At 43.6% G+C, this 20337-nt stretch carries 14 protein-coding genes; 5 read left to right on the forward strand and 9 right to left on the reverse strand.

Features of this window, described 5'->3' with window-relative positions; all coding sequences use genetic code 11:
- Positions 1-9: 9 nt before the first annotated feature.
- A complete protein-coding gene (locus tag GGD38_RS19425; RefSeq protein WP_375302050.1) occupies positions 10-2067 on the reverse strand; it encodes a chondroitinase-B domain-containing protein in 2058 nt (685 codons plus the stop codon).
- A gap of 473 nt (positions 2068-2540) precedes the next feature.
- Between GGD38_RS19425 and GGD38_RS19430 the strand changes: the two genes are divergently transcribed.
- Both GGD38_RS19430 and GGD38_RS19435 read left to right on the forward strand, forming a co-directional pair.
- Complete coding sequence (locus GGD38_RS19430) at positions 2541-3923, forward strand: family 43 glycosylhydrolase (protein ID WP_375302051.1); 1383 nt, start codon at positions 2541-2543, stop codon at positions 3921-3923.
- A 9-nt stretch (positions 3924-3932) separates the two neighbouring features.
- Positions 3933-4505: a Crp/Fnr family transcriptional regulator gene (locus tag GGD38_RS19435; protein WP_375302052.1), complete on the forward strand. Its 573-nt coding sequence runs from the start codon at positions 3933-3935 to the stop codon at positions 4503-4505.
- 9 nt (positions 4506-4514) lie between these two features.
- Here the strand turns inward: GGD38_RS19435 and GGD38_RS19440 are convergent, their stop codons facing one another.
- From GGD38_RS19440 to GGD38_RS19450, 3 genes are all read right to left on the reverse strand, one after another.
- Positions 4515-5537, reverse strand: a complete 1023-nt coding sequence (locus tag GGD38_RS19440; RefSeq protein ID WP_375302053.1) for a hypothetical protein — start codon at positions 5535-5537, stop codon at positions 4515-4517.
- Positions 5538-5766: 229 nt separating this feature from the next.
- Positions 5767-6588 (reverse strand): HAD-IIA family hydrolase, encoded by an 822-nt coding sequence (locus GGD38_RS19445; RefSeq protein WP_375302054.1) that lies wholly within the window; start codon positions 6586-6588, stop codon positions 5767-5769.
- Positions 6589-7129: 541 nt separating this feature from the next.
- The gene (locus GGD38_RS19450; RefSeq protein ID WP_375302055.1) at positions 7130-8509 is read right to left on the reverse strand and encodes a hypothetical protein; all 1380 of its coding nucleotides are present in this window, start codon (positions 8507-8509) and stop codon (positions 7130-7132) included.
- Between the two features lie 349 nt (positions 8510-8858).
- Here GGD38_RS19450 and GGD38_RS19455 point away from each other — a divergent pair, with 349 nt between their 5' ends.
- Both GGD38_RS19455 and GGD38_RS19460 read left to right on the forward strand, forming a co-directional pair.
- Entirely contained in the window at positions 8859-9218 is a 360-nt protein-coding gene (locus GGD38_RS19455; RefSeq protein WP_375302056.1) for a hypothetical protein, read from the forward strand.
- 113 nt (positions 9219-9331) lie between these two features.
- The gene (locus GGD38_RS19460; protein WP_375302057.1) at positions 9332-10924 is read left to right on the forward strand and encodes an FAD-binding protein; all 1593 of its coding nucleotides are present in this window, start codon (positions 9332-9334) and stop codon (positions 10922-10924) included.
- A gap of 63 nt (positions 10925-10987) precedes the next feature.
- On the opposite strand, the gene GGD38_RS19465 is transcribed toward GGD38_RS19460, so the two are convergent.
- Both GGD38_RS19465 and GGD38_RS19470 read right to left on the reverse strand, forming a co-directional pair.
- Complete coding sequence (locus GGD38_RS19465) at positions 10988-12118, reverse strand: acyltransferase family protein (RefSeq protein ID WP_375302058.1); 1131 nt, start codon at positions 12116-12118, stop codon at positions 10988-10990.
- An 84-nt stretch (positions 12119-12202) separates the two neighbouring features.
- Complete coding sequence (locus tag GGD38_RS19470; RefSeq protein WP_375302059.1) at positions 12203-12967, reverse strand: phosphatidylinositol-specific phospholipase C/glycerophosphodiester phosphodiesterase family protein; 765 nt, start codon at positions 12965-12967, stop codon at positions 12203-12205.
- Between the two features lie 117 nt (positions 12968-13084).
- Between GGD38_RS19470 and GGD38_RS19475 the strand changes: the two genes are divergently transcribed.
- Positions 13085-13747 carry a matrixin family metalloprotease gene (locus GGD38_RS19475; RefSeq protein ID WP_375302060.1) on the forward strand — a complete coding sequence of 221 codons (663 nt, stop codon included), beginning with the start codon at positions 13085-13087 and terminating at the stop codon, positions 13745-13747.
- Positions 13748-14306: 559 nt separating this feature from the next.
- Here GGD38_RS19475 and GGD38_RS19480 read toward each other — a convergent pair.
- The 3 genes from GGD38_RS19480 to GGD38_RS19490 are packed head-to-tail and all read right to left on the reverse strand — an operon-like array spanning position 14307 to position 20231.
- Positions 14307-15197, reverse strand: coding sequence for a DUF5017 domain-containing protein (locus GGD38_RS19480; RefSeq protein ID WP_375302061.1), 891 nt, complete (start codon positions 15195-15197; stop codon positions 14307-14309).
- A gap of 41 nt (positions 15198-15238) precedes the next feature.
- The gene (locus GGD38_RS19485; RefSeq protein WP_375302062.1) at positions 15239-16789 is read right to left on the reverse strand and encodes a RagB/SusD family nutrient uptake outer membrane protein; all 1551 of its coding nucleotides are present in this window, start codon (positions 16787-16789) and stop codon (positions 15239-15241) included.
- A gap of 49 nt (positions 16790-16838) precedes the next feature.
- The gene (locus GGD38_RS19490; RefSeq protein WP_375302063.1) at positions 16839-20231 is read right to left on the reverse strand and encodes a TonB-dependent receptor; all 3393 of its coding nucleotides are present in this window, start codon (positions 20229-20231) and stop codon (positions 16839-16841) included.
- Between the last annotated feature and the right edge of the window lie 106 nt (positions 20232-20337).

The raw sequence follows: 20337 nt of genomic DNA on the forward strand, positions 1-20337 counted from the left end.
ATGGTTTGTTTATTTTAGGTTAACAATCTTCCTCATCATCACCTTTCCATCAACAACAAACTTTAACCAATAAACTCCCGCGGCAAGTTGGTTAGCATTGAACGTTGTACGATGAATACCGGCTCTGGCCTGTGCATTCACCAGCATGCGTACCTGCCGCCCGGCAACATCGAGCACGGTTAGCTGTACATGCCCATCTTTTTCGAGCTGGTAAGTAATATTGGCGGTTGATGTAAATGGATTGGGATAACTGGTTAGCATAGTGCTTGATGCCGGTGCGTCTTCCGCAACCCGCGCAGCAACGGTATTGGGCAGAATAACTACTTCGGTATAACTGTTCCAGGCATTTACACTATTGCCATGGCCCACAATACGTACGTATTTTGCAGTTACAGCTGTAATGTTAAATGTTTCCAGGCTGGCGCTTGTACCACTGCTAACACGGCCAGCGGCAGCAGTTGACCAATTAATGCCATCGGTGCCTGTCAAAATATCAAAGGTAGAGGTGCGTGATGTGCCGTTATAAAAAGCGATCTGCACACCGGTAACGCTTCTGGCATTCTCTAAACAGAATTGTATCCATTGGCCATCGCCACTGGCGCTCCAGCGGGTGTTAAGATCATTATCCAATACATTGCCGGGCACATTGCCATCATCGGCACTGGCAATTACAGGCAAACAGTCAAGCGCATCGCTGCCATTATGCCCAACCATGGAAGCAGAAAGTATCCGTGCAATTACAGGCCCGGTTGAAGTTTCATCGGCGCCCTTATCAAGCGGCGAGGTGCGGCTTTGTCCGTCCATATCCACCGTAACAGCTGCATATGTTCCGGTAGCTGTACCAATAGCCGGACTGCCACTTTGCAAATGAAAAGTTCCGGTAGCATTACGCGCCAGTAATGGATTTACCGAAGTATAGCCACCCGAAGGCATGGAGCCGGCGCCATTGGTTTGGTAAATAATATTACCGCTCCATACCGCACCGGTATACGGGCCGGCAATAGAAGCCGCGGCGCCCCCACCCTGTACAATATTATTGGCAACGGTTGTATTGGTAGCGCCTAGCCCATTGGTACGACCGCTTTGGGTAATATTGGCTGTATTATTTACAAGGGTATTGAAAGCAATGAGCACGCGGTCGGGCCGGTCGTGCACAGTAAGCGCATCGCCATCGGCCACTTCGCCATCGCCATTACCAATATTGATGGCCGGGTTACAGTTCTCGAAGTGATTGCTGAAAATAGCATGATCATCGCCAAAAATCCGAATGCCCGGGGTATTGATAAAATAATTACCATATACCAGGCAACGGTTGCCATGGCGCAGCGTAAACTGGGCAGGACAATTCCTGATGGTATTATAACGAATAGTAACAGCCGATGCTTTTATGGAGATCATTTCGTTCTCGCCTTCACATTCTTCAAATACATTATACTCTACAATGCTGTTGCTATTTGAAAGACTTAAACCACTCAAGCCAAACTGAAGCGTTTCAGCGCCATTTCCCGTTTGAGGTTGCTGGTCCCAAAAATAGTTATGATGAATATGCAGCCGCTGGGCGATCTGGCTGCCAGAGCCGCGAACGGCAATAAAGCGACCCAGTGCATTTTTATGTTGAAAGGTGTTGTAATCAACTTCATGATCGTTACCATTCAACAACAGGTTTTCGCCTTCGCCCGGTGTTTCAAAAATATTGCGCGTCCACCGGCAAAAGCTGGTGCCGGTACCCATGGTAGCCTGCGAAGCGCTATGGGTGAATTTAAATCCTTTAATGATGATATACTTTGCGGGACTAACGATATTGAAACCGTTTGTTCCGCCAATAACAGCGCCGCCAATTGATGCCGCCTGAATGGTGATAGGCGCTGTAGCTGTGCCTTGTTTATTAACAGTAATATCGGTACTGGCGGTGTAAGTACCATTGGCAAGAATAATGATATCGCCGGCAGCGGCGTTATTAATAGCCGTTTGCAGGGCCGATAATGAAGTTACAGTAATAGTAGCTGCAGTAAGGCATGCGGGCATTACATAAAGCAATACCAGCAATGAGTAAATTTTTTTTCTCATTGTTTTGATGATTGTTTTAAGGTCATTTAACTGGCATGGCAATCCCGGGCAGGGTTTTATATGCTGCCAGCTAAATGAACAGGAATAAAAGGGGGACTATACTTTTCCTGCAAATCCTTGGAACAATGGTGCGAAGAAGGTTGAAATATAACTGCCGGATGCTCCTGCACAAATCGCACCGCAATTATTAAATGGGGAAAACTAAAGGGAGTTTGCAGGAAATTAATGCAAAGGCGTGTTAGTAATAAGAGTATACATTACCGATATACTCAGCAGTAATCGTTTTTTTCATGTGACAAGCGTTTTGATGAATGGTTATAACAAACGAAGTAACCATATTTTACCACCCGCGCTAGTAGGGGTATTGGCTGTTAAATAAACTATTTTAACACGAATAGCAGTAAAGCATAATATTTCACCGTACGCCTGCTAATTTGTACATTGCAAGCCAACCAGACCAATAACAGTTAACAATGAGAGCATTGCTTTGGGTAATATGCCTTACCCTTTTCACTTCTACGATAGCGCCTGCACAGCCAACCGGCAACCCAATTATTCCCGATCTTATTGCCGACCCCAGTATTGTAGAAATTGATGGTACATTCTATTGCTATGCCACTACCGATGGCTATGGTCAGGGACTTGCCAAAAGCGGCCCACCGGTGGTATGGTATTCAAAAGATCTTGTGAACTGGAGCTTTAAAGGCACGTCGTTCTTCCCCGCAGCAGTTGGGCAATTATACTGGGCGCCCAGCACGGTAACCAAAGTAAAAGGTAAGTATTACCTGTACCCTACCATTAACCACGATATTCATGTAGCAATGGCCACCTCGCCCACAGGCCCCTTTCATATAGCCAATGGCGGCGATACATTTACCGGTGCCGATGCGCCAAAACCGTTGGTTACCGACAAAGGTCCCAAGGGCACCAAGGGAATAGATGCCGAAGTGTTCATTGACGATGATGGTAAAGCATATATGGTTTGGGCGCAACGTGGCGCAGCCCGGGTTAACCCCGATATGATCACACTAGATACTACTGTAGTGGTACTTACCAAACGCAAGGGTTATTCAGAAGGGCCGTTCCTGTTCAAAAGAAAGGGTATTTATTACTATCTGTATACTTTATCGGGACATGAAAATTACCAATACGCTTATATGTTCAGCAAGGTATCGCCATTGGGCCCGTTTGAAGCGCCCGAAAACGATATAATTGCTACTACCGACCGGGCAAAAGGTATTTACGGCCCCGGCCATGGTTGTGTATTTAATGTAAAAGGAACAGATAATTATTATTTCACCTATCTGGAGTTTGGCCGCGGCAGCACCAACCGCCAGGTATGGGTTGATAAATTGTTGTTCAATGAAGATGGTACAATAAAACCGGTAGAACTTACCCATACAGGCGTTGGCCCCATACACCCGGCTAAAAATGCACTAAAAACACAAGCCATCAAAAGTGCAACTGCCTCCAGTTCATTATCCGAATTAAAAGTAAAACCCATCAAAGATTCCACCCTCAACAGAACAGAAACGTATGTGCCGCAAAACGCCATCGACGCTTCTAATGGTACGCGGTGGATGGCAGCAACAAATGATTCCCTTGCTACATTTACCATAGACCTGGGTTCGGCCAAAAAAGTAAACCGGTTAGACACTTACTTTGTAATGCCAACAGCCGGGCATGCGTATCAACTCGATTACAGCACCGATGGAAAAACCTGGAAACGGTGCGGCGGTCATACCGATATTCGAATACAATCGCCCCATATAGATTTACTTACCATTACCGCGCAGTACCTGCGGGTAAGCTTTATAAAAGGAACACCCGGCATATGGGAGGTGAAAGTTTATTAATTTGCCATTATGCACGAATCTCTGATAAACAGAATACAGCAATTCGTTCCGTTAAGCGATACAGAAAAAGAATTGATACGGCAATTGTTTAAAGTGAAAACATTTGCCCGGGGTGAGTACTTTTTGAAAGAAGGACAAATATGCCAGCATGTGGGTTTTATACAAAAAGGACTGGTACGATATTACATCAATAAAGAAGGTGAAGAACTGATCTATGGATTTGGGATGGAAGGCTATTTCGCCTGCAATTACGAGAGTTTTCTCGACCATTCCATTTCAACCAAGAACATCCAGTTCATTGAAGACAGTACCCTGTTAATGATCACTCATGCCGGCCTGCAACAATTTTATTCCGATATAAAAGGCGGCGAACGTTTTGGCCGTCTTATTGCCGAACACATCTTTGTTGAATCGGTAAAACAGATCAGTTCTTTGTATAGTGATCCACCGGAGCTCCGTTACCGCAAATTCCTTGAATCGTACCCCGAACTGCTGCAGCGTATACCACAATATCATATTTCTTCATATGTTGGCGTAAAACCACAATCGCTTAGTAGAATAAGAAAAAGGATACTGGGATGATTTATTCTGTTAAGGCCTGGAGGCGGTAGCGCCTGTATTGTTCATCATCTCAATACTGCCACTCTTCGACATACTGGAACTAAGCAGAAAACTCTGTTCTTTCTTTCCATAAATAATACGCACAAGGGCGGTATTGGGTGGGTATTCGCCCAGACTTTCGGCATATATCACCAGCCGGTTGGGATAATCGGGAAACAGCGGTAGCTTAACGATATATGGTTTTTCTTTCAGGCTTAGTTTTGGCACAATCAGCTGGCCATTGTAAAACACGCTGATGGTATCGCCATCAATAATGCCATTGTCCATAAAACGTATTTCAACGCTATCGGCGTTTATGACGTATCGGTTTGGCGTGCTTACCGTTCGGCCGGCAAAGAATTCGCGCCCAACCATTGAATCTTTATAAACGGGTTTTATAAAGTTAAACCCATTGCCAACGCTGGCGGTTTTGGCGGTTGTGCCGCCTATATTTTTGGTATTGGCAGTATTGACGGGTGTAGCGGCTGTTTTGTTATTGAGTTTGCGCGGCGAAAGATCGGGTTCGTACAAAAAGGCCGCTTTATACACCAGGGAGCCGATGTCTTTGGAATAGCGCGCCACTATATTACAAAGTGTATCGCATCTTCTTTCGCCCTGTAAAACCACGCTATCGCCAACTTTTTCAAAACTGTACTTCATACTGTCGCACAGGTTGCAATGTTTGGCCCAGGTATAGCGGCCCGGCGGATCTTTAAAGTAAACAACCTCTTTTAATTTGGTCATGATGTGGTGGGCGTAAATGCGGCCTGTAATACGTGTATGTAGCCGTACAGAGGTATCGCTGGGCAAAATGCATTGCACTATACCTTCGAACGATGAGCCGTTCACCTTGTTGATCTGTAGCCGGGTATCGAAGGTTTTTGTAAGCTTGCTCTTCTCACCAAAATAAACACCGCTCCAGGTTCCTGTTAACCATTTATTTTCCTGGCCATAACCATTTAATACAATAAGCAAACAAACCAGCTGAATTAAAACCAGTATATATCTTGTCATTATTGGTACAGTTGTACAATTAGCAACTACTGTACGGTTCAGGGAGTTCGATCAGGGGTGGGGAAAAGTGAGGCAATTTAAAGCCAAAAAACATGCCGGCAAAAATGAAAAAAATGAATGATGAAAGCCAGTGAATTATGAAGTTTTAACGAATAAATAAGCCCCGACAAAAGCGTCGGGGCTCATCCTCTCAAACATGTAGTATTCGGAACCTATTTAAATCGTCTTTTTAAGCCACATTTAACACCGGCTCGTGTTGTTTATCCAAAACCCGGGAAAACAATGTATCATCGAGCAGATCTTTTACAGATTTAATAATAAAATCCGGCGCATATCCAAACTGATCGAGGTCTGCCTCCCGGGTTACCCCCGACAGGGTCAATACCGTTGTAAAACCCATAGAGCCGGCTCCTAATATATCGGTGCTCATGGTATCGCCGATCATAATGGTTTCGTCGGTTGACAATTGTAAGATCTTTCGCGCCATACGCATCATTACCGGACTGGGTTTACCAACACTGAACGCCTGTTTGCCGGTAGCAAATTCGAGCATTGCGACAAATGCGCCACAACCGGCCCGGTACTTTCCACTACCTACAGGGCAATTAGGATCGAGATTGGTAGCAATGAGCTTCGATCCGTTCATGATCATGTTGATGGCTTTATCAACCGACTCAAGCATAATCGTTCTACCCTCGCCTATGATCACATAATCCGGATGATCGTCAACAATTGAATAACCCACATTATGCAGCTCGGTAAGCAAACCACCTTCGCCAATAACATATGCGGTACCATGTTCTTTACGTGATGCCAGGTAACGGGCTGTTGCCATAGCACAGGTAAAAATATCTTCGTCGTTTACATTGAAACCTAATTTGCGCAATTTGTAGCACACATCGCGGGGAGTACGCTGACTGTTGTTTGTTAAGAACAAAAAAGGATACCCTTTTTCACGCAATGAATTGATAAACTCAACAGCTCCGGGAATGGGTTCACTGCCTTTGTAAATAACTCCATCCATGTCGATAAGAAAGCCCTTTTGTGCCATAGGTAAATATTTTTATGATTAATAATTGCTTGCTTTTCCAAAATGGCATGCAGGACAAGCGGCAATCATAATAAGGTTGCACTCAGGCAAGAAATTGAAAAATTACAGGCAAGAAATTTTGGCAAGAAGTTAAGTAAGAGATGGAATGCAGATCCTGTACAGGCAAGTACTATTCGCTAAACGTTAAGTGGCTACGTGTTATTGTAAAGAGCTGAACAAATATAGGAGTTAATAACACAAAAACAAGTAGTGCCTTTATTAAGGAATCGTGAATGGAGAGTGGTGAGCGGTGAGCTGCTTTCAATAATATGATCTATGTAATGTTATTTGTAGAAATATTGAATCAACAAGCGGAATTATATGATATAGTATGTTAGAAAATATTTTTCACATTTACTAAAACGGCAATCGTGAATCGGCAATCGGCAGTAACACCCGTGAAACGGCAAACGTGAAACGTGAAATAAAATACAGTTGTATGCTGACGCACAGAAGGCCTTTATCAACTTTTATCACCTCTATCAACTTTTCAACTTACCCGTCAACTCCCCTCCTCCATATCTTTTAATGCTTTATTGTAACGATACAACACCTCAACATATTTCTCCAGCACCGGCAACAACAACCAACCGGTTGCTTTGCCATCAACCAGCATAAAATAATATTGAACGGCGCGCCGTATGTCTTTTTGTTCAAGACAGATCCATAAACGTGTGAGCCAAAAATTGACCACCTCCGAAGAATGATATTGTTCATAACCCGGCACGGCATCGCGAATATCTACATGCGCGTAAATGTTCTCAAACCGGTCATCGGGCTCATGCTGAATAAGCCCGCCCAGCGCCAACGTGAAATTAAGTACCGGATAATATTTATACATTTTAAGTGCATGCTGTTTTGCAGTTGCACATACAGCGCTTAAATCGAGCAATATACCCTGTTCATATATAGTTTGCAATGCAAGCGGATTGTGCGCATACTTATTTGCAAGGGCGATCATCTTCTTTTCATACGTTTGCATCAACTGCTCATTGTTACGGTCGAGCAATTCGGCCAGGTCGTCGGTTTGTTTGGTAACCTCTATGTGTTCTTCAAAATGTTCTTCCAGTATATTATTGGGATCTTCAGCACCATGCCCTATTTCATCCCACATCTCATGCCACATCACTTCTTCGGCAGCTGTACAGGTATTTATTTCGGGCGGCAATAAACGCGTAAGCAATTCTGCATGAATAGTTATTTGTTCAAGCACAGAACGTTGTTGAACCTTATCGGTATTCAACATATCATCTGAGCGAATACTTTGCACATTACTTAAACTTACTTCACCAGCGGGAATGGTATCTATGTCGAGGTTAATAGCCACCACCTCTTCACGCAAACGCGGCGCACCCTGCTCTTCAATAGTGTAATAATAATTCCCCTCGCCGGCATATTGTTTTAATTTGGCGAGTATTTCGGCAAACTGGCCTGCTTTTTCAACAATTAAATGCGGCAACCCATCGGTACCTACCGGCACTTCAATAACAGGTACTTCATGATCGTCTTCTTCCAGTATAAAACGGGTAATTTCAAAATTATGATGGGGATGAATATCAAATTCAAGGGCAAAATCGTGACCGGCAAAAATAATATTATGCGCCAGGGCATAATCTATTTCCTTAAAATCGGCCAACTCGCGGCTATAAGAAGTAAAAAACTCGTCTTCAGACGTATTGAAAAAAAATACAGTATCTTTTACACCCAGGCATAACAGATCGATGCGATATAAACCTATTGTAACATTTCCATTCGCGTGTTTACGCATTACCGAAACATTGGCGATCTGGCTTTCTTCCCAATCTTTATTCACCATACACTTAGTAAGGGGCAATGTGCGCGCTTTAGTTTGCACAAATTTCCGGGGAGACAGCGTTTGCATACCTGAGTATTTTATTGTTGTGGGTTGCGTTCGTTCCGCAAATGAGATCGAACCGTAATGTTGCAGTTAACAATCGTTATTCATACTTTCAAACAGCAGTTGTTCCTGATACTTCAAAGTAAACACATTTTACATTGCAACGGATCAAAAGTTGTTGTCAATATTTGCACACATTTCTCAACAATAATGATAAAACCCTGCTGTATATTGTTTTGCGAACAACAAATAATTTGACATGGATCATTAAATTTTATTAACCCCTTTGTGGTATTGGTATGCCGCGTACAAAAGCCTAGATTTGATATTCGTTATAGTCCCACTCCTACCCATACACCTTTAAACAAACGATATGTATTCGCCAGCAACATTAAAAAAGCCGCTAACATTGCTTTTATTTGTAGTTGTACCCGCAATAACCTGCATTTTTACCAGCTGTAGCAGCACAAAAATAATTACAGAATACGATTGTGCCGATGCTACCAACATTAATAAGGACACAACCGTTTGGCATTACTTCTGGGGACTGAAACAATCAAAAGACATACGACCACAATGCGATAAACGTTATAATCACCTGAATAAAGTAGTAATAAAAAGCACGCCGGGTAACGTGTTACTAACAGTTATTACGCTTGGTATTGTAATTCCACAAAAAATTTCCTGGTGTTGTTCGCCGCCTAATCTTCAACCCGGGCATCTCGGAAATTAGGTAAAGTTGACAAGTTAACAGGTTGACATGTTAACAAGTCAAAAAACAATCAGACCGCTGAATTCAGGACAACCTTGTCATCTGTTAACGTATCAACTTATCAACTCTTCCTTATGTTACCTGAAGGTATCACATTGCTTCTTATAACCAACTGGCAGAACGGTCATCAAAACTTTACGGTTAACCTCACAAAAGATGCAAGCTTTAACCTGCGACTGCCCTTTGCCTTTACCGAGCAGGAAAAGAATTATCACGCCACTACTAAAAACTTTCAATGGCTTATTCAGCATGCTATTGATAACAACATCCGTTTGCGTGCCATGGGTAATGGCTGGAGCTTTAGTGAAGTGGCCGTTTGTAATGGCGGCATTGTAGATACCCGGGAGTTGCGTACTTTTTTTTCAATTGGTAATAGTTTTTTATCACCCCAATACCTGGCCACTGGTAAAACTGCACAAGATGTTGTATTTACCCAATGTGGCATGAGCATTTTGCAATTGAACAAAGAACTGGAAGATGAAAATGGCTGGTTACGGTGCCTGCGCGCTTCGGGCGCCAGTAACGGACAAACCATTGCCGGCGCTACAGCTACCGGCACTCATGGCGCGGGTATAAAAGCAGGCGCTGTTCATGACGCTATTATAGGTTTACACATTATCACCGGCGCCAACCGGCATGTTTGGCTCGAACGGGCATCGTACCCCGTAGCATCGCAGGCGTTTACCGATTGGCTGGGGGCAGAAGTTTTTCGGGATGATGAATTGTTTAATGCCGCCGTGGTAAGTTTTGGCAGTTTTGGTTTTATTCATGGCGTGCTGCTTGAAACAGAACCTATTTACCTGCTTGAAAAATATACTGCGGCCAATATTCCTTACAACGACAAACTGAAACAAGCCATCAACGAATGGAAGTTTGAAGCGTTGAATGAATTTCTTCCCTTTCCGCCCGAAAGCCCCGGCCGTAGTTTATATCATTTTGAAGTGGTAGTAAACCCACATAGGTTTGCGGCCAATGATGCCGATAAAGGTGTTTTTCTAAAGGCCATGTACAAAACGCCATACCGCACCGATTATACTAAACCTGAACCGCCACCAGGCAATTTTCAATATGGCGATGAATTGCTAGGGCTCATTCAAACCATTCTTGATAACATTGGTAAAAAGCTTACACAAAAACTGGTGCCCCCGTTGGTAACGAAACTGTTTCCATTGGCATTTGCATCAAACGAACAGGTTACCGGCACCATAGGCGAAATTTTCACCAATACAAAATTTCGTGGTAAGGCGGCCAGCGCGGCCATTGCTATTGATAGCGCCAATGCAAGCCGTGCTATTGAAGAAATTGTAGCTATTAACGCCAAAGTACCTTTCGCCGGCGGACTTGCCCTGCGTTTTGTAAAGGGCACCAGGGCAACTTTGGGCTTTACCAAATTCGAAAAAACCTGTGTGCTTGAAATGGATGGGGTTGAGAGTGCCAGCAGCCGAAAATTTTTCAGTAGCGTATGGAACCGCTTTGAAGAAATTGGCTTAGAGTATACACTTCACTGGGGCAAAATAAACTTCAATCTGAACGAAGCCCGCATTCGCAAAATGTATGGCGATGCAAACATTAATAAATGGCTTACGGCCAGACATAAGTTGTTAGATGATGTTACACAGAAAGTGTTTACGAATGAGTTTATGGAACGTACAGGCTTGAGTTCATGAGTTGTTCAGTTATTCGGTTGTTCAGTTTTCAGTTACGAACTGAACAACTGAATAACTTACAAACTAAACCTTCACATATATCTTCTTCTTATCCATCCACCACCCAATTACCCAACATAGCAACATATAAGCAATGGCTTGTAACAACGAACCAACATACGGAGTGGCGTGAATAAAGATGTTTTCATACAGCCAATGGAATAAGGTTTTTCCGGAAGGCAGCCTGAATGTGTTCCATACAAACACCAGTAACTCCGACAGCATATAAATGAACAGCGGGTTCTTGCCAAACACCTGAAAGAAAGGTGTCCAGGAAGTTTTTTGTTGAATGTCGGCTATGTAAACAATGGCAGCCAGAATAAGACAATCGAGCCCAACGGTGTGTAAAACGAAGGAGCTTGTCCAGAGTTTTTTATTGATGGGGAAAGAATAATTCCAGAAATGCGCCAACACCAGCAAAGTAAAACCGGCCAGCATCAATTTTGTAAGCGATTCATAGGTACCGCCTTTCTCCTTTAAATATTTTCCAACCCAAAAGCCTGCCACTACATTACCAATTGCCGGGAATGTACTTAAAAAGCCTTCGGGGTCAAATGGCACACCACCATTGCCATGGTATAAATGATCGGGGCCAAGCAGCAACAGATCGAGTTTTACCACTGCATTACCCTGTAGCGACAACGGGTCGGGCGCATCGCCAAAGAAATACATTACGGGGTAATACAAGATCAAAATGGCCGCAGTGATAATAACAGTTGTCCTGAATTTTAGGAAGTAAAGCATTAACGAGGCAAAACAATAGGCCAGTGCTATGCGTTGCAAAACGCCAAACACCCGTGTTTTGTCGAAGGGCAGCCAAAGATATTCACCCGTTTTTTCATCCAACCGCACAAAGGGAAACCAGTACATGAGGTAGCCCAATAAGAATATAAGCAGGGTGCGTTTGAATATTTTGGTAAGAACAAAAGACGTTGAGGCCGCTTCCCACTTCGGCATTACAAAACTCATGGCATTGCCAACAGCAAATAAGAAGGATGGAAATACCAGGTCTGTAGGCGTAAACCCATGCCATTTGGCATGTAGTAATGGCGCAAAAGTATGATCGCCATCGGGAGAGGTATTCACAATGATCATGAAGCAGATCGTCATGCCCCTGAAAACGTCAAGGGCCAGGAATCGCTTTTGTTGTTGCATGTAGGCTTAAGAATTAGCGTAGCAGTAATTACCTGAACGGTTCGAAAGTAATAAATTCAGCCGAACATGCAAACTTTGGTCTTGTTAATGACGAATAAAAGCACTCAACGCTTTGATCTTGTCGGTATTAATATAGTCAACCTTCAGGCTCATCAATTGCTGCCAGGTGTTTTTTGTATCGGGCGCGCCCCAAAAACGAACGGGTTTGCCCAAGGTATGCGCCCGGCTGATGGCCTGTTGCAGGGTATCGCGCTGTGCAGGGAGCAGCTCGCCTTTTCCATTCCAGCTGGTGTATTTTTTGAACTCGGCGCTTAGCATCACAATGCGGGCAAGTGCTTCGGTAGAATATTCCAGCTGCAATTCCCCATCGAACCAAATAAAGCGTGGGTAAGAAGCCCAGGTATTCGCATTAGGCCGGTTGCCGCTGATGGCAATTTTCAGCGTAGCGCAATTGGTAAGCGCCGGGTATTTTTGTAATAATTCAACAAGTGTACCCAGGGTAGTATCGCCGTTTGTTTTCAGATCTATCATAAACTGCAGGCTACGTGATGTATCGGCATAAATATAACCTTTGTTCTTTTCAACATATGCTTTTAATGGCTTCAGGTACAGGTCCTCCAATGTGCGATGTGTAACCAGTTCTTCTTTCTTATGCGCCACCAGTAATTCGCCATTCTGCCAAAAAATATCCGCTTCAATTGACCCGAACATTTCGTTATAAGCAGTGGTTAATGGAACACGTTGTTCATAGTCATTATGAGAATGGGCATTTGCCGCAGTGTAAGAAATTGGCTGTGCAACAGAAACTGTGCTTATAAGAAGCATTAAGAAAAAAAGTATCTTATTCAATGCTATTAGTTATTAAGTTGTTCAGTTAGACGCACAATATAGAGATTATAGCCGCCATTAGCAGCCATTTATAATTAAGAAATTATTAGCTACCATTCCTGCCCGATATTTTCTATTTTGGAGCCAGAACCCTACTCCATGCCTGCAACCCGCATTCAACTTATTGTTCTCATCATTAGCGCCGGCCTTTTGAGTTATTGTACAAGTCCCATACGCGCTGAAAAAAAACACCTTATTGGCCTGCAACCTATTGGCCCATACGATAAACAGCAACTACAATTTATTCAAAACGAACTGCAAAGCTTTTTCAAAACCCGGGTAGTAGTTCTTAATGAGACCACCATGCCCGCCGCCTTTTTAAATACAACCAAAGGTGAACGTTACTCCGCCGATTCACTCATAAGATGGCTGGCCCGAAATACCCCGGATTCAATTTACAAAGTAGTTGGACTTACCCATAAAGATATTTTCACCACCAGGTACGCAAACGGAGCAATCAAAAAGCCGGAAAATACCTATACCGTTTGGGGCATTTTTGGAATGGGTTTTAAACCCGGAAGATCGTGCGTGGTTAGCGATCATCGTTTACATACCAGCAACATGCAGCAATTCAAACACCGCATTCGTACAGTTGTCATTCATGAATTGGGACATAACCAGGGTCTCGATCATTGCGCTACAAAGAATTGCATTATGAGCGATGCCAATGAAAGTATAAAAACGGTTGATAATAGTTCAAATCAGTATTGTAAAAAATGTAAAGACAAGTTATCGGGTTAGCCTTACCTCTCTCGTCTATTATGTAGGCCGAATTCAGCTTAGTCCGCTATCATTTCTCAGGGAAAATGGGCAGTTTCCGAATAACATAGGTTCATATTCCCGGAAAAACAGTTTGTTTCCCGGAGAAACACATCATTCTTCCGGGAAATTTTAATTATTCCCGGAGAAATTCTCATTTTTCCGGGAAAATTATCTTTTGCCAATTGGAATTGGCTAATTGCCACCGGCAATTAGCCAATTCTCCGGAGAATCATATCAAGTTTGTTTCCCGGAAGAATGGTTCGCTTTTCCGGAAAAACGACTTTATTTCCGGAGAATAGATTCATATTTCCGGGAAATTTTGAATTTTCCCGGAAAATCATATCGTTTTTCCGGAAAACTGACCTATTTCTCACGGGCAATTATATAATTACTGATGGAAATGGGTTCATTTTCCGGAGAATTATATCATATATCTCTACATTAAATCACTCCACATTCTAAAAACAAAAAACCTTCCCAGGGCAATTAGCCCCGAGAAGGTGAAAGAAACGGATCAAAAAGTGGAACTATCGGGTTATCATTGAACAGTAATAGGAATTTCCTGCACTTCGCCCTTTTCACTATACCGGTTTATATTGGCCGAAACAAACGTAGCCTTATAAGTACCAGCAGTATTATAAATATAATTGAGCGACGACATGCTTGTGGTCATGTTCTTCAAAGGGGTGCCGGTATCGGGTAACACCTTCTTTACGTTTATGGGTTTTGATACCACCCAGCCTTCTGTATCGGCTACGGAATTAGCATCTGAAGTATAACCTTTTATGCCTAGCTGCGTGGTAGAGATCGTCCAGGCAATGGCAGGCACTTTCATTGGCACCGCTTTAAAACCAACGGTAGATTCGCCAATGCCAAGCACTTCAAATGAAGTACTATCCTTCAACACATTATCTACCGCCAGCAATTTAATAGCCCAGGTTCTTTGTGCAGTGAGCGCCTTGCCGGTATACTTAAACGCTATATATAAAGGTTTATCACCATCAACATAAGGGAACAGATCTATATTACCTGATTTAGTATCTGCAGCACCGGCCAACGTCGCTTCTGCGGTAATGTCGGTCCAGGTGGCCTGATAAACATTAAGCGAATCATACACGCCCGAAAAGTTGGTTGACACCAGCAAACGCAGGGTATTCGTTTGTTTACCAACAGTTGCTGTTGAAGTGAACGACAACACGGGTTTGCCACTGTCTGCAGTTAACCTGTCGCGGTATTCGTACCGGTGATAAGGCTCGCCCGAATAAAATGTAAGGTACCAGGGATTGCCGGTGAAGGCAAACTTCACTGTATCGGATGTGGTATATATCTCTTTATCTGACGTAACTGTAAAGCCGGTTGCATCAACCTCTTTTTTATTACAGGCTACTCCAAATAAGATAGCTATTGTTATGATGAAAATTCTTTGCATTAGGATTTTTTTATGAGTTGTCAGTTGTGAGTGGTGAGTGATTACCAGAATGGGTTCTGCACCATTTTCTTGTTCAACGACATTTCGGCTAATGGAATGGGATACAGTAAATGCCTTTCATTTACACTGGCTGCATTTACAGCTGCATATTGAAAAGATGCATTCGCCCTTGCCCTGAATTCGTCTGCTACATCTTGCATAGTTTGCACAAAAATTCCCCAGCGAATAAGATCGGGTTTACGCAATCCCTCAAAACACAACTCACGTGCACGCTCATTTCTAATTTCTGCCCTGAACCCTTCCTGGGTGGCAATTGTTGTATCTGCCAACCTGGCCCTTTTGCGTACCAGGTTCAATGCTTCATGGGCCAGTGCCGTAGCACCGGTAACTTCGTTCTCAGCTTCGGCCAGCATCAGCAGCACATCGGCATAGCGCAACATGGGAAAATTGGTTGGCGTATAGTTCTTGGTCTTTGGCGACACCACCTCATATTCCCGGCGCCATTTGGCACAGTTACGTCCATAAATATTGCTGGCAGCCAAAGTTGTTTTTACCCCGGCGGTATTCATACTGTATGTAGAAATAGTCCAATCCCTGCGTACATCATTAGGTGCATACAAAAAATATTGCCTGTAGGTAGTACTGTTGAACCCGTAAGCATAACCAACGTCTTTAAGTATATCATCGGTTGCCCGGCACAATACGCCATTCTCATTGCCTATGCGGCCTCCTTCGCGATAGGGATCAGTATTGGTGCCATAGGCTTCGGCCTCCCAAATACATTCCTTATTATCTTCAACATCGGCACATTCATTAATAAATATTTTTGAAAATTCGGGGTTCAGCATATGCTCACCGCTCTCCTTTACTTTCAATGCCCATTCCCGCGCATCTTTAAACTTTTCGGTATCATGTAAAGGGGCGCCGGCCATGGTTAAAAATACCCGCGCTAAAATGCCGCGCACGGTTGATTTGGATACTTGTCCCGATGAACCGATCTCCGAAGATGTTTTCACCAACGTTTCAGCTTCTTTCATATCGGCAATGATCTGCGCATATACTTCTTTGCTTGGTGTACGTTCAATATCTACATTATTTACCGATGTCGATGGCAACAGTTTCAATGGCACATCGCCATAATACTGCACCAGCGTAAAGTAATAGAAGCCGCGCAGGAACAGGGCTTCTCCTTTTGCAATGGCCCGTTTGCCATTATCCATTTCGGCTTTGTCGATATTGAACAGCAGCGTATTCGCTCTTTCAATACCGGTATACAGGTTGCGCCAAAGCCCGCCTACATACGTATCGGAAGCATCATAATTATATCTGAATGGGCCCGAGGGGAATGTTTGATACGAAAAAAACGACTCATCGGTAGTAGCATTGTGCCTGATGGGAATTTGTCCGCCCCACATGGTTTCCTGGCCTACAATATCATATATGCCGGCCAGTGCCGATTTTACGTCGTTCTCGTTGGAATAATAAGCATCGGGACCAAGGAAATGCGGTTTCTTATCAAGAAATTTTTTGCAACTGCCCGCCACTGCGATCATCACAGCCAGCGAACCCAGTAAAAAAAATCTTCTTTTCATATTATTATCGTTATTGATCTAAACAATTTTATTACGTTTCAGGTATTGGTTACAGCGACAAATTCAAACCGGCTGTTATTGTTCTGGCACGTGGATATGCCGAATAATCGAAGCCTGGTGTAAGCGCTGAATAACCGATCGATACTTCAGGATCGGAACCGGAATATTTCGTCCAGGTTAACAGGTTCTGCGCAGCTAAATAAAGCCGGCAGCTTTTGATCTTTATATTGCGCAATAATTTTGAGCTAAGGGTATAACCCAACGCAGCGGTTTTAAAGCGCAGGTAACTACCATCTTCAATAATGCGGGTTGAATAAACATAACCTGGCTGGCCACCGGCACGGGGTATATTGCTGGTGGGGTTCTCGGGCGTCCAGCGTCCTTCGAAGCTTGCATACTGATTGAGATAGGTTTTGTTACCGATCTCAAAATTCAACCTGTTGGCATTTACGAGATCATTGCCATACGACCATTGGAAGAATATATTCAGATCGAAACCACGGTACTTGAAAGTATTGCTTAAGCCACCGATATGAACGGGCAACCCACGACCAATAACCGTACGATCATTTTCGTTTACCAATTTATCATTGTTCAGATCACGATACTTGGCATCACCTGGTTGAATGGTGTTGCGGGTAGCGCCATTGGTAGTTATATTGTCTCTCAGGATATATTTACCGTTAATATCCTTGTCAAAATCTTCATACTGGTAAACCCCGTCATAAATGAAACCATACATTTGACCCAACGGTTGCCCCAGCTTTGAGATATATAAAGGAACTGAAGAATACCATGAGTCCCAGGCCATATTAGAGGTCATACTTTCCTGGTTTTGGGCAAGCGCCATCACCTTACTCTTATTGAACGAGATATTAAAGCTGGTGTTCCAGGTAAAATCTTTATTGCTAACATTGGTTGTGGTTATACCGAGCTCGAATCCTTCGTTCTGTGTTTTACCAATATTCTTATAAGCTGTAGGATAACCGACTGTTGGCGGTAATGCCGCATTCAGCAACAGGTTGTCGGTTGTTTTTTTGTAATAATCAACGGTAAGGGTAAGACGTTGTTTAAAGAAACCTACATCAAAACCGAGATCGGTTTGCGTGGTATTTTCCCATTTCAGGTCTTCACTGGCCAAACTTGCCAGTACGGCGCCCTGTTGCGGAGTATTATTGAAAGAATAATAGGCAGAGGCCGGGAAATCGACTTTGGGATAAGTTGCATATTCGTTTACGCGGTTATTACCTGTAATACCCCAGCTGGCCCTTAACTTGGCATCGCTCAGGAAGGAAATATCTTTCATGAACGGCTCATTCATTATACGCCAGGCAAAAGCACCTGAAGGAAAATAGCTCCATCTGTTCTCTGGTCTGAATTTAGAACTACCATCTGCCCGGAACGATGCTGTAAACAGATAGCGGTCTTTAAACGTATAGTTAACACGCGCCAAACCCGATACCAGCGCCCACTCTAACAATTCAGGGGTTAACGGTGTAGGTTTGCCATAACCTAAACCACTTAGGCCAAGTGATTCATAAGGCAATTGACTGGCCACAGTGCCATTATAGTCGCTCCGGTTTCCCTGTACAGTGACACCCGCTACGGCATTTATCTTATGATTGCTGTTAAAGCGTTTCTCAAAGGTGAGGGTATTTTCGTTCAGCCAGTTGGTAACTTCAAGAAACGTGATAGAACCATTTACCAACGTTTGCGTATTGGCATTACCCGAACGGGTTTTGGAGTTGTTAAAAGCATCGCTGCGTTGCACATTCCTGTTAATACCACCGGTTACGCGCAGTTTAAGGTTTTTCAAAAAACTGATCTCAGCATATCCATTGGCAATAAGGTTGGTGATATTCTTTAACCGGTATTCGTTCTCGGCTATTATAACGGGGTTCATCCGGTAATCGGTTGACGATGCCACCATATCATCGAACAGCTCTTCTTCGTAATCTCCGTCAACCTGTTTTACAGGGTTCAACGGGTTTACAGGCCGGTAGCCCCAGGCACTGTACAACAGGTTGTTCATCGATGAGTTCGACTGGTTTGAAGGAATGGTGCCAAGACGTTTGGTGTTGGTATATAAAATATAACCACCCACCTTAACTTTATCGTTAATTATCTGGTCGAGGGAAATCTTTCCCTGATAACGTTTGAAATTAGAATTTATAATAACACCATCCTGATCGAATAAATTACCCGACACGCCGTACCGCGTTTTACCCGAACCGCCGGTGATAGACAGGTTATGGTCCATCATGCGCGCATCGCGATACAGTTTTTTCTGCCAGTCAATGGCTTCTACATTTTTGTAATCTTCGAGGGTAACACCATTTGCGAGGTAGGTTTGATTAAGCTCAGACACACCCTGCTCCTGTTGCAGTTTTACAAATTCATAGGGGCTCATTACGGGAATGGTCTTATTTATCTGCTGAACACCATACGAGCCATTATACCTTACCACCGGGGGACCATCTTTACCTTTTTTTGTGGTAATGATGATAACGCCATTTGCGCCTCTTGCGCCATAAATGGCGGTGGCCGATGCATCTTTCAATACATCTATTGATTCAATGTCATTTGGGTTGAGGATGTTATTGTCGGGGTTCTCAATGGGAAAGCCGTCGATCACGTACAAGGGAGAATTATCCTGTGTAATGGAGTTGTTACCACGAATAACGATGGTGGTGGCGGAGCCGGGTTGTCCTTCGGTAGAAGAAACCATTACACCGGGCATACGGCCGGCCAGCGCTTCTTCAAATGAGCGCACGGGCGCTTTTGACATATCTTCCATACTTACCTGCGAAACGGAGCCGGTAAGGTCTTTTCTTTTTACAGAACCATAACCTACTACCACAACATTTTCGAGGCCTTTTGAATCTACTTCCAGGTTTACAAACAGCTCTTTATCTACATCGGCAATTTTTACTTCGGCCGTTGTAAAGCCTACATATGAAAACACCAGTATAAAACCGGATTCAACGCCTTTGATGGTGAACTCACCTTTGGCATTCGTACGGGTTCCGCGTACCTGACCGCGAATAGCTACCGTAACGCCTTCAATGGGTTCTCTTGTGGTGGCATTACGTACGGTGCCATGTACATCGGCAAATACGGCATTACCAATGTTCAGTTTTTTTGGCGCATCCTTAACGCTCAGTACAATTGTCTTATCAACTATGCTATAGGTCAATGGCTGATCATGTAGCAATTGGTCCAGCACTTCTTTCAATGGAGCATTTTTCACATCAATAGAAACCGGGCTTGCTTTTTGCAGCCATTCGAGGTCGTAGAAGAACAGGTAACCGGTTTGCTTGCGGATCTCTTTAAAAACCTGATCGAGCGACGCTTTATGACGGCTCAATGTTAGTTTTTGAGAGTATCCGGTAGCATGTACCTGCAGGCAAACAGCCAGTAAAAACACAGCGCTAAATCTCATAAGCCACGCGGTTTTAAAAAGTAATCGTTTCACCTTCCGCTCCCCTTGGGGAGAAGGCGCTTGGCAAAAAACCTTCAATGACATAGTTTTGTAATGGATTGCGGAA

Source organism: Niastella sp. OAS944, from assembly GCA_024809215.1.
Taxonomy (GTDB): domain Bacteria; phylum Bacteroidota; class Bacteroidia; order Chitinophagales; family Chitinophagaceae; genus Niastella.

Coding starts and splice junctions, on each gene's coding strand:
- GGD38_RS19490 (WP_375302063.1), bottom strand. CDS start 20,231: ATGAGATTTAGCGCTGTGTTTTTACTGGCTGTTTGCCTGCAGGTACAT.
- GGD38_RS19485 (WP_375302062.1), bottom strand. CDS start 16,789: ATGAAAAGAAGATTTTTTTTACTGGGTTCGCTGGCTGTGATGATCGCA.
- GGD38_RS19455 (WP_375302056.1), top strand. CDS start 8,859: ATGTATTCGCCAGCAACATTAAAAAAGCCGCTAACATTGCTTTTATTT.
- GGD38_RS19440 (WP_375302053.1), bottom strand. CDS start 5,537: ATGACAAGATATATACTGGTTTTAATTCAGCTGGTTTGTTTGCTTATT.
- GGD38_RS19430 (WP_375302051.1), top strand. CDS start 2,541: ATGAGAGCATTGCTTTGGGTAATATGCCTTACCCTTTTCACTTCTACG.
- GGD38_RS19450 (WP_375302055.1), bottom strand. CDS start 8,509: ATGCAAACGCTGTCTCCCCGGAAATTTGTGCAAACTAAAGCGCGCACA.
- GGD38_RS19480 (WP_375302061.1), bottom strand. CDS start 15,197: ATGCAAAGAATTTTCATCATAACAATAGCTATCTTATTTGGAGTAGCC.
- GGD38_RS19465 (WP_375302058.1), bottom strand. CDS start 12,118: ATGCAACAACAAAAGCGATTCCTGGCCCTTGACGTTTTCAGGGGCATG.
- GGD38_RS19445 (WP_375302054.1), bottom strand. CDS start 6,588: ATGGCACAAAAGGGCTTTCTTATCGACATGGATGGAGTTATTTACAAA.
- GGD38_RS19460 (WP_375302057.1), top strand. CDS start 9,332: ATGTTACCTGAAGGTATCACATTGCTTCTTATAACCAACTGGCAGAAC.
- GGD38_RS19435 (WP_375302052.1), top strand. CDS start 3,933: ATGCACGAATCTCTGATAAACAGAATACAGCAATTCGTTCCGTTAAGC.
- GGD38_RS19425 (WP_375302050.1), bottom strand. CDS start 2,067: ATGAGAAAAAAAATTTACTCATTGCTGGTATTGCTTTATGTAATGCCC.